Here is an 11554-nt window from a genome sequence, read left to right on the forward strand (position 1 = left end):
CGGTCTATTCTACTCATTATCTGTAGATACTCCAAACTGGCGGTGATACCAACGGGGGATTAATTGCTCACGTAAGCCTTTAATTGTCCAATAATCATCAAAAACGAAGAGGCTGAGTTGACCCGATTCAGACGTTGAATGCCAGTCATAGTGCGCTTTGTTGTATCTGCTAACAACTTTATGTGCCGGCAGATGCCATTTATTAAAACGGGATGCGGACGCCAGTGCGATAACCGGCTTAACTGCCCGCAAAAATGGAGGTGTCGATGACGTATTGCTGCCATGATGAGGAACCTGAAGTACAGTGGCTTGCAGTTCGCTCCGCCACTTCCTGACTAACGCTTTTTCTGTTTCAGTTTCAATATCTCCGGTCAGGAGCAAACTGAATGAACCGTCATCAATGCGGATAACGCAGCTGTCGTTATTCCCTGCATCCTCTGACATTTTATCCGGCCACAAAACGTTAAAATCCAGCCCCTGCCAGCGCCATTGCTCGCCTGCTATGCATTTCAGATGATGCTGATCCGACAAAGCACTTTCACGAACGCTGGCGGCAGGATAACGGTTTTGTAACGGGGCCAAACCGCCCCGGTGATCCATGTCATTATGACTGATAATTATCTGTTCCAGCTGAATATTCTTCCAATTTAAATAAGGGATAATATTTTGTTCAGCGGCTGAGCCCCCTTCCCAACGGTTGCCGGTATCATAAAGAATGCCCCGGCCGTTTTTGCTGATAAGAACAGACAAGCCATGTCCGATATCAAGCATATCAACCCGCCAGCGCTCCGATGGATTTCTGTTCAGCCAGACAGAAGAGATCGCAAAAAGAGACAGCAACAGTGAAAGACAATATCTCAACGGGCAAATCCGCCAGCACAGAAGCACCAGCCATCCCATCAGGCTCACGGCCAGAAATGACTCACCCAATGGGATCCAACCGCCCGGTAATGCTTTTACCCCCCACAAAGCCAATCTCAATGTGGCATCCGCCAGTTGCCAAAGCAGAGCTTGTGCGTTATCCATCAATGCGCAGGGCGCGACGTTCGTCAACAAGGCCAGTAATACCAGCGGGACTGTGATCAATGAAACAACCGGAACTGCCCACATATTGGCCGGAAACGAGAAGACGTTTACGCCGTGGAAAATCCAGACCTGTAAGGGCAACAGAAGAAGTGTCATTCCCACCTGCAGATGCCCCCAGCGAAACAATGCCCAATACCATGCCTGCTGAAACATTGCAGGAAGAGGCACCTACTGGAACCAGAAAACCAGAGCCCCCACCGCGAAGCATGACAACCAGAAGCTGTCGGACAATAAATTCATAGGGTCGACCAGCAGAAGCATAGCCACCACCCAAAGCCATATCTGGCACGGATGACAGCGGACACGGAACAGACGCAGCAGGATCCACATCAACACCGCAAACGTTGCACGCAGCGCAGGTGCATTGCCTCCGGAAAGCCAGGTATAGAACAGCAGAAAAACGCCGCTCACGAATAACGGAAAGCGGTAGTCAATCAGTTTTACCGGCAGCAGATACTGCAATCCACGCGCCAGCCACCATCCAAATAACGCCGCAATTCCGATATGTAGGCCTGATATCGCCACCAGATGCGCGATGCCAGTCTGTTGTAACATTAGCTTGTCTGCAGCCTGTATTAATCCTTTTTCGCCAAAAGCCAGTGCAATCAGTACGGGCGTATTTTCCATCGGTGGCATCTTCTGCTGCAACCGCTGAATAAATTGCTGACGAAGCGAACTTCTGGCATCTAATAGCTGCCTGTTACGGACAGTTGCTGTCAGAGGTGCATGCTGAGCCAACGCCCAACGCTGGGCATCAAATCCGCCTTCATTCAGCAAGCTGTGGACGGGCCGCATACTGACGATCATATCCCAGCGCTGGCCCGCTAACAGTTCTCCCTCTGTCTTGTCCCATTTAGTGCGGAACATGACCGGCGGGAAAATTATTTTTCCTTCTGCTTTTTCTATTTTGAAGAGTACAGAAGATGTACTGGTGCTCCCGAGATTAATACTCTCTACCACGGCGATAACATGACGCTTTGTGCCCTGAAGCGCTGAAATCTGATCGAGCTGAATACCGCCCTGAAACGAGGCCCAACTGAAACTCAGCAGGCCGATCGCTATCAGGCTGAATATTTTGTGATGAAATCTGAAGCAGCATGAGGCGCAAAGACACAGCGTGACCAGATGAATAGCCGAAGGAAGTTGGGAAAAAATAAGCAGTGGCAACATCCCTGCAATAACCGCTAAAGCAGCCTCGTCCAGTGAAATTTTGATGTTTTACTCCCTTCACGTTCATCAGACATGTTTTCGTGCCGGAGTATGATTTTCATGCAAAGAAGGAGCAACCAGGAAAGCAAAACGCTGCGTGACGTTACGCAAAAATTTTATGATCGCAACTGAAAGAGGGGGGGGAACTTATTCGTCATAAAGCAAAAAAAAACGGCACCCCGAGAGGTGCCGCTTTACGTTCGCTATAGGCAGACATTTACGTTCAGGCGAAAGCCTCAGCCGTAAATATTCGCGCGATCACGCAACTCTTTCCCTGGCTTAAAGTGAGGAACGTACTTGCCGTCCAGCTCGACTTTATCGCCAGTTTTAGGGTTGCGCCCAACACGCGGAGCACGGTAGTGAAGAGAAAAACTGCCAAACCCACGGATTTCGATGCGTTCACCATCAGCCAAGGTTGCAGCCATATGCTCAAGCATCTCTTTCACTGCATCCTCAACAGCTTTCGCCGGGATATGAGAGTGCTGGCCAGCAAGTCTTTCAATAAGTTCAGACTTGGTCATAGTACCTCCAAGCTTTGCAGCTAAACTACCGTTTCGGGGCGACTGAGCCGCCCCCCGTCATTACTCGCCTTTTGCCGCTTTGAACGCTTCAGCCATAGCACTAGAGAAGTTGCTTTCGTCTGGTTTGTTGTTAACAACAGCGATTGCATCTTTCTCGTCAGCTTCGTCCTTAGCACGGACGGACAGGCTTACTACGCGGTTCTTACGATCAACACCGGTGAATTTAGCTTCTACTTCATCACCAACGCTCAGAACCAGAGTTGCGTCTTCAATACGGTCGCGAGAAGCTTCTGAAGCGCGCAGGTAACCTTCTACGCCGCCAGCTAATTCAACTGTAGCACCTTTGGCGTCAACTGCTGTAACTTTACCAGTAACAATAGTACCTTTCTTGTTAACAGACAGGTAGTTATTGAATGGATCTTCAGCCAGTTGCTTCACGCCCAGGGAGATACGTTCACGTTCTGCATCAACTTGCAGAACCACAGCTGCGATTTCGTCGCCTTTTTTGTATTCACGTACTGCTTCTTCGCCTGCAACGTTCCAGGAGATGTCAGACAGGTGAACCAGGCCGTCGATGCCGCCGTCCAGACCAATGAAGATACCGAAGTCAGTGATTGACTTGATTTTACCTTCAACGCGGTCGTTCTTGTTGTGGGTTTCTGCGAATTGCTGCCATGGGTTGTTTTTGCATTGTTTCAGGCCCAGGGAGATACGACGACGTTCTTCGTCGATATCCAGAACCATAACTTCAACAACATCGCCCACGTTAACAACTTTAGATGGGTGGATGTTTTTATTAGTCCAATCCATTTCAGAAACGTGAACCAGACCTTCAACGCCTTCTTCGATTTCTACGAAGCAGCCGTAATCAGTCAGGTTGGTAACGCGACCAGTCAGTTTAGTACCTTCTGGGTAACGTTTAGCGATAGCGACCCAAGGATCTTCGCCCAGTTGTTTCAGACCCAGTGATACACGGGTACGCTCACGGTCAAATTTAAGAACTTTAACAGTGATTTCATCGCCAACATTAACGATTTCGCTTGGGTGTTTAACACGTTTCCAAGCCATGTCAGTGATGTGCAGCAGGCCGTCAACGCCGCCCAGATCAACGAATGCACCGTAGTCAGTGAGGTTCTTAACGATACCTTTAACTTCCATGCCTTCCTGCAGGTTTTCCAGCAGTTGATCGCGCTCTGCGCTGTTCTCAGACTCAATTACTGCACGACGGGAAACAACAACGTTGTTGCGTTTCTGGTCCAGTTTGATGACTTTGAACTCAAGATCTTTGCCTTCGAGATGCAGCGTGTCGCGAACAGGACGAACGTCTACCAGTGAGCCTGGCAGGAACGCACGAATACCGTTCAGCTCAACAGTGAAACCGCCTTTAACTTTACCGTTGATAACACCGGTAACAGTTGCAGATTCTTCGTAAGCTTTTTCCAGCGTGATCCAAGCTTCATGACGTTTAGCTTTTTCACGGGACAGCAGAGTTTCACCGAAGCCGTCTTCAACAGCGTCCAGCGCAACATCAACTTCGTCGCCAACCTGGATTTCCAGTTCGCCCTGTGCGTTTTTGAATTGTTCTGCCGGGATTGCAGACTCAGATTTCAGACCGGCGTCAACCAGTACGATATCTTTGTCGATAGACACAACAACACCACGAACGATGGAACCAGGACGGGTTTCGATTGTTTTTAAGGATTCTTCAAAGAGTTGAGCAAAAGATTCAGTCATGTTGATAATCTTTAGGTTCTTAAGTTTAACGTCCATCTGGCTTCCTGCTGGATGGGGTTGTTTCAAATGCCCCGCTACAGATCCTTGCGGCGAGGTTAAAAAAAACTATAGCCAAAACTGGCACTGAATATTCTTCAGCACCAGAGTGAGGCTCGATTACCGGGTTTGTTTTTGCGGCAATCCTAGAATTTCTGTGGCATAAGCCAGTGCTTTTTCGATGACTTCGTCGATGGACATGCTGGTTGAATCCAGCAACAACGCATCGGAAGCAGCCACTAGAGGCGCGACGGGCCTGTTACGATCACGGTCATCGCGCTCTTTGATCTCGGCTAAAAGCCGTTCAAAGTTAACACTAAAGCCTTTTTCCTGCAACTGTAGCATTCTTCTGTTTGCACGTTCTTCCGAACTGGCATCCAGAAATATCTTCACCGGTGCATCAGGGAAAACCACCGTCCCCATGTCACGACCATCCGCAATCAGGCCCGGTGCATCACGGAATGCGCGCTGCCGGCGCAATAATGCTTCACGAACGCGGGGAAATGCCGCCGCCTGAGACGCAGTATTGCCTACCGTTTCGGTGCGGATTTCATGGGTAACATCCTCACCTTCTAAAATAACGTGCAACTGCCCATCCTGAGCCACAAAACGAACGTCGAGATGTGCGGCAAGCGGAACTAGCGCCTCTTCTGAGACAATATCAACCTGGTGATGCAAAGCCGCCAGCGCCAAAACGCGGTAAATCGCGCCGGAATCCAACAGATGCCAGTTAAAGGCTTCGGCCAACGCTTTACACAACGTACCTTTACCTGCACCACTTGGCCCATCAACGGTGATTACCGGGGCTAAAGCCGTCATTTTTGTCTCCTTTCGGTGGGGTATGCCCGCTTCATTAGCCTCACAGGACTAATTCAGGAGCGGCATTATACGCTGCCTTCACTGCAACTGTTACCCCACATTTTTCAGTTGGCTAAAAAGCGGACGGTTCTGAGCCTGAAAACAAAAAAACGGACATCAGGGATGTCCGTTCATACACGGGCAACCAAGTGAAAAACTATGCCAGTGTGCTGATTGCCGCCAGACGGTCAAAATAGTCCGGGAACGTTTTTGCGGTACACTTCGGATCAAGAATGGTCACCGGCGTATCGGATAACGCCACCAGCGAGAAACACATCGCCATGCGGTGATCATTATAGGTGCCAATTTCGGCAAATTTCAGCGATTGAGGCGGATCAATACGAATGTAATCTTCGCCCTCTTCCACTGTTGCACCGACTTTACGCAGCTCAGTCGCCATCGCCGTCAGGCGATCGGTCTCTTTAACACGCCAGTTGTAAATATTACGCAACGTTGTCGGGCCTTCAGCAAACAAGGCAGCGGTAGCAATGGTCATTGCTGCATCAGGAATATGGTTCATGTCCATGTCAATGCCGTTCAGTTCACCGCGGGTACATTCGATATAATCATCAGCCCAGTGAATAGTAGCACCCATTTTTTCCAGCACGTCTGCAAAACGAATATCGCCCTGCATGCTGTTTTTGCCGATTCCGGTCACACGAACCGTACCGCCCTTGATCGCCGCAGCGGCCAGGAAGTAGGACGCTGAAGAGGCATCACCTTCGACCAGATATGCCCCCGGAGACACATAATGCTGACGTCCTTGGATGCTAAATCTCTGGTACTCGTGGTTTTCCACTTCAATACCAAAGGTTTTCATCAGGTTCAGCGTGATATCGATATAAGGTTTGGAAACCAGATCACCTTTAATCTGAATGGTTGTATCGTTATCTGCCAGCGGAGCTGTCATCAATAACGCTGTCAGAAACTGGCTGGAAACACTGCCATCAACACTGACGTCACCGCCACTAAATCCACCCTGCAGGCGCAAAGGCGGATAGTTTTCCTGCTCCAGATAATCAATCTGCGCACCGCCCTGACGAAGCGCATCAACCAGATGCCCGATCGGGCGCTCTTTCATGCGCGGCTCTCCGGTCAGTACAACATCCTGTTCGCCCAGGCATAATGCTGCCGCCAGCGGACGCATTGCGGTTCCTGCATTCCCAAGAAACAGTTCCAGACCTTTAGCATTGGAAAAAGCCGTGCCCAGACCATCGATTTCACACTCGGTGCGGGATGCAGATAAACGATGCGTGACACCCAGTTGAGTGAGTGCTGTCAACATATGACGCACATCATCGCTGTCGAGCAGGTTAGTCAGGCGGGTAGTACCCTGTGCAAAAGCAGCCAGTAAAAGTGCGCGGTTAGAAACACTTTTTGAGCCAGGTAAATTGATGCTGCCGTTAACCAGCGCAACGGGTTGTAATGTCAGGGATTCCACTCTTTCTCCAATTCTTCTTTTCATAAAATGACCCCGGACATTGAGCCGGGGTCATTTTTAAGGCTTCTCAATGAAGCATTCTGCGAGCCTGAAAGCCAGCACACTTAACCGTGACGTTTTTCGAACTCCGCCATAAAGTCGGTCAGGGCTTTTACGCCTTCAATCGGCATTGCATTATAAATAGATGCGCGCATACCGCCAGCCACGCGGTGGCCTTTTAGTGCATGCAGACCGGCTTCCTGTGCCTGATCAAGGAACAGTTTATCCAGCGAGGCATCTGCCATCTGGAAAGGAACGTTCATCCACGAACGGTTAGCCGCCACCACAGGGTTACGATAGAAGCCGGTGCGATCGATTGCGCCATACAAAAGTTCGGCTTTTGCACGATTGCGCTTTTCCATTTCGCGCAGACCGCCCTGCTCTTTCAGCCACTTGAATACCATACCTGACAGATACCATGCAAAGGTCGGCGGGGTATTGAACATAGAGTCGTTCTCAGCCAGCACGGTATAATCGAGGATAGAAGGCAATTCAGTGCGCGCTTTGCCCAGCAGATCATCACGAACGATAACCAGGGTCAGACCCGCAGGACCGATATTTTTCTGCGCGCCAGCATAAATCACCCCAAAACGGCTGACGTCAATCGGGCGGGAAAGAATGCAGGATGAATAATCTGCTACCACGATTTTGTCGCCAAAATCAGGCATTTCATCAATAGCGATACCATCGATAGTTTCATTCGGGCAATAATGAACGTAGGCAGAATCTGCACTCAGTTTCCATTCGCTCATCGGCAGAATGCCACGCTTACCATCAATCGTAGTGGTGACATCAATCACGTTTGGCGTGCAATATTTTTGGGCTTCTTTAACTGCGCTGTGTGCCCAATAGCCACCATCAATATAATCAGCGGAGGATTTTTCACCCAAAAGGTTCATTGGCACAGCAGCAAATTGCGCACGGGCGCCGCCATGGCAGAACAGCACTTTATAGTTCGAGGGAATATTGAGCAGGTCACGGATATCCTTTTCGGATTCTTCAGCAACCTGGATAAATTCCTTACTACGGTGACTGATTTCCATCACCGATGTACCCAGTCCGTGCCAGTTACAAAGTTCCTGTTCCGCACGACGCAATACTTCAGCCGGGATCATTGCCGGACCTGCACTAAAATTATAAACCTGAGTCATTTCCCCTCACCACTTCTCTGAGACAGTCACATAGTAGTCACTAATTTAACGGTTTTATCATCCGAGACAAGCAGTCTGCAACGGTTATTGATGACGACCTGATAAACAGCGATGAGATGTTGATCACAAGGTTCATTCCTCCTTTTAACCCTGATTTTTCGGAATAATATGTGTAAGCACCGTCAAATTTCACACGGTATAACAGCGTGTTCAAACTCAAGCCTTTGACTTCACACAGCGATTACATTCTTAACACGAATACATGGAGCTAATGTGCAAAACCCCGTATCATTGCACGTTTTTAGCACGCTCAAAAGTGAACTCAATGACCCAAACTTTTATTCCTGGTAAAGACGCGGCGCTGGAAGACTCCATTTCCCGCTTCCAACAAAAACTCACCGATCTCGGCTTTAATATCGAAGAAGCTTCGTGGCTGAATCCGGTTCCCCACGTCTGGTCAGTGCACATTCGCGATCGCGACTGCCCGCTGTGCTTCACCAACGGTAAAGGCGCCAGCAAAAAAGCCGCACTGGCTTCTGCTTTGGGTGAATATTTTGAGCGCCTGTCGACTAACTATTTCTTCGCTGATTTCTATCTGGGCAAAGAAATCGCTAATGGCGATTTCGTTCATTATCCGAATGAGAAGTGGTTCCCGCTTCCGGAAGACGACAGTCTGCCCGCCGGGATCCTGGATGAGCGCCTGCACGCATTTTATGATGCCGATAAAGAACTGGTTGCCCGTGATCTGATCGACCTGCAATCAGGCAATCCTGATCGTGGTATCTGCGCTCTGCCATTTACCCGTCAGTCCGATCTGCAAACCGTCTATATTCCGATGAACATCATCGGCAACCTGTACGTTTCCAACGGGATGTCCGCGGGTAACACCGCCAATGAAGCGCGGGTTCAGGGGCTGTCAGAAGTCTTCGAGCGTTATGTCAAAAACCGCATCATTGCAGAATCCATCAGCCTGCCTGAAATCCCTGTTGAGGTTCTGGCACGCTATCCTGGAGTGGTTGAAGCCATTGCCAAACTGGAAGAAGAAGGTTTCCCTATTCTTTCTTATGACGCCTCGCTGGGCGGCAATTATCCGGTCATTTGCGTGGTTCTGTTCAACCCGGCGAACGGGACCTGTTTCGCGTCCTTTGGTGCACACCCTGATTTTGGCGTCGCACTGGAACGTACCGTGACGGAACTGTTGCAAGGCCGCAGTCTGAAAGACCTGGATGTCTTCACGGCGCCTACTTTTGACGACGAAGAAGTGGCTGAACACGCTAACCTTGAAACCCATTTCATCGACTCAAGCGGTCTGATTTCATGGGATATGTTCAAACAAGACGCAGACTATCCGTTTGCAGACTGGAGTTTCAGCGGTACCACTGAAGAAGAATTTGCGACACTGATGGCTATCTTTGATAAAGAAGATGCTGAAGTGTATATCGCCGATTACGAACATCTGGATGTATACGCCTGCCGCATTATCGTTCCGGGCATGTCTGACATTTATCCTGCCGAAGATTTATTGCTGGCGAATAACAGCATGGGCGCGCATTTGCGTGATCAACTGCTGGCGTTGCCGGGCAGCGATCTGCCAAAAGAAACCTATCTTGAGATGATCACTCAACTCGACGATGAAGGTCTGGATGACTTTACCCGCGTTCGCGAACTGCTGGGGATCGCCAGCGGCAAAGACAACGGCTGGTACACGCTGCGTGTCGGTGAGCTGAAATCTATGCTGGCTCTTGCCGGTGGTGATTTGGATCAGGCGCTGACCTGGGCTGAATGGGCGCATGAGTTCAATTCCTCGGTGTACAGCGATGAGCGCAACAACTATTACCGCTGCCTGCAAACCCTGCTCCAGTTGTCTCTGGAAGAAGATCGCGAGCCAGCCCAGTACTACAACGCTTTCGTGAAAATGTATGGTCAGAAAGCAGTTGAGGATGCTTCGGCGGCCATCAGTGGAGAAGTCCGTTTCCACAGTCTGTTTGCAGTCGACCCTGAGCTGAAGGCCTTGCCAGCCCATCAGGCGCTGCTTGGTGCATACGAAAAGCTGCAAGTCGCCAAACGTCGTCACTGGTCGAAAGCCTGATTCACTGACACTTTGAAGCGATTAAAACCGACGGGATTTCCTGTCGGTTTTTTTGTTTATAAATTCGCTATCAGTTCACTATAAATCCTAAGCTTCTGCTGCTGTATTTGTCCGCAAAAGTTTGACTCGACCATCAAAATGACGTGTAATTCCGCGCGAAATAATACCCGCTTGTCATTTTTGCGAGAAAAATATAGCAATTATTTTATAAGTTAATTGAAAGTGAAATTTATAAAATCAAAATAACGATATTTATTAACACTGAATCCTTTGTATTAACTGAAATCTGAAAAAAAACGCTTGCTTTCTCAACTTTATTTGCAAAAATTAAAATCTTTTTATTCGTTTATTTTCAATTAATTACCCATAAAACCACCCCTTTGGCAGTCCATTAAAAACCACCAAAAACCCCCTCATATGATCCACGTCAATTTTTACGTTATACTGCTTTGCTAGTATCTCGTTGCGCAGTGCATAGCCCTGAATAAGAGAGTTAATGTGAAAGCTGACAACCCCTTCGATCTCATTTTACCCGCCGCGACAGCGAAAATTGCTGAAGATGCTGGCGTTTATAAAGCCACCAAACAGCCGTTAAAAACATTCTTTTTAGCCATTACTGCTGGCGTCTTTATTTCTATTGCTTTTGCTTTTTATATCACCGCCACTACAGGCACCGGTACCGTCCCTTATGGCCTTGCAAAACTGGTTGGGGGCATCTGCTTCTCTCTGGGTCTTATGCTGGTTGTCGTATGTGGTGCGGACCTGTTCACGTCCACTGTACTTATCGTCATTGCGAAAGCCAGCGGTCGAATCACCTGGGGGCAATTGGCGTGCAACTGGGTCAATGTCTATATTGGTAACCTGGTCGGCTGCTTATTCTTTGTGGCTCTGATTTGGTTCTCCGGTGAATACATGGTTGATAACGGTTTGTGGGGACTGAACGTTCTGCAAACTGCTGATCATAAAATGCATCATACATTTATCGAAGCCGTATGTCTGGGGATCCTCGCAAACCTGATGGTTTGCCTGGCGGTATGGATGAGTTACTCCGGCCGCAGTCTGATGGATAAAATGTTCGCTATGATTTTACCGGTCGGCATGTTTGTCGCCAGCGGCTTTGAACACAGCATTGCTAACATGTTCATGATCCCTTTAGGCATCGTAGTGAAAAATTTTGCGACACCAGAATTCTGGCAGGCTGTCGGGGCAACACCGGCACAATTCGCAGAGCTGAATATCCCTAACTTTATCATAGACAATCTCATCCCTGTGACCATCGGTAACATCATTGGGGGTGGTTTGCTGGTAGGGTTAACGTACTGGGTCATATATCTTCGCGATGAGAAACACCACTGAAACAATGTGGCAGTCTTGTTACGACAGTTTTACA

6 protein-coding genes and 2 pseudogenes are annotated in these 11554 nt (G+C 48.9%); 2 read left to right on the plus strand and 6 right to left on the minus strand.

Annotation, left to right across the window (positions count from 1 at the left end):
• Positions 1-9: 9 nt before the first annotated feature.
• The 6 genes and pseudogenes from ABIC79_RS04275 to serC all read right to left on the minus strand — a co-directional run bounded on the left by ABIC79_RS04275 (position 10) and on the right by serC (position 8075).
• Positions 10-2256 (minus strand): annotated as a pseudogene (locus tag ABIC79_RS04275) (DNA internalization-related competence protein ComEC/Rec2).
• Between the two features lie 275 nt (positions 2257-2531).
• A pseudogene (gene ihfB, locus ABIC79_RS04280) lies at positions 2532-2819 on the minus strand (integration host factor subunit beta); the annotation flags it as partial.
• A 57-nt stretch (positions 2820-2876) separates the two neighbouring features.
• A complete protein-coding gene (gene rpsA / locus ABIC79_RS04285) occupies positions 2877-4550 on the minus strand; it encodes a 30S ribosomal protein S1 (protein WP_015689619.1) in 1674 nt (557 codons plus the stop codon).
• 156 nt (positions 4551-4706) lie between these two features.
• On the minus strand, positions 4707-5405 hold the full coding sequence (gene cmk / locus ABIC79_RS04290; RefSeq protein WP_013574833.1) for a (d)CMP kinase: 699 nt from the start codon (positions 5403-5405) through the stop codon (positions 4707-4709).
• 196 nt (positions 5406-5601) lie between these two features.
• Entirely contained in the window at positions 5602-6885 is a 1284-nt protein-coding gene (gene aroA, locus ABIC79_RS04295) for a 3-phosphoshikimate 1-carboxyvinyltransferase (protein WP_037036023.1), read from the minus strand.
• A 104-nt stretch (positions 6886-6989) separates the two neighbouring features.
• A complete protein-coding gene (gene serC / locus ABIC79_RS04300) occupies positions 6990-8075 on the minus strand; it encodes a 3-phosphoserine/phosphohydroxythreonine transaminase (RefSeq protein ID WP_037036024.1) in 1086 nt (361 codons plus the stop codon).
• A 325-nt stretch (positions 8076-8400) separates the two neighbouring features.
• On the opposite strand from serC, the gene ycaO reads away from it, so the two are divergent.
• The gene (gene ycaO / locus ABIC79_RS04305) at positions 8401-10164 is read left to right on the plus strand and encodes a 30S ribosomal protein S12 methylthiotransferase accessory factor YcaO (protein ID WP_112197640.1); all 1764 of its coding nucleotides are present in this window, start codon (positions 8401-8403) and stop codon (positions 10162-10164) included.
• A 498-nt stretch (positions 10165-10662) separates the two neighbouring features.
• Positions 10663-11520 (plus strand): formate transporter FocA, encoded by an 858-nt coding sequence (gene focA / locus ABIC79_RS04310; RefSeq protein ID WP_013574829.1) that lies wholly within the window; start codon positions 10663-10665, stop codon positions 11518-11520.
• Positions 11521-11554: the final 34 nt, after the last annotated feature.

This window comes from Rahnella sp. 2050, assembly GCF_040544515.1.
In the GTDB taxonomy this organism is placed as follows: Bacteria; Pseudomonadota; Gammaproteobacteria; order Enterobacterales; family Enterobacteriaceae; genus Rahnella; species Rahnella aceris.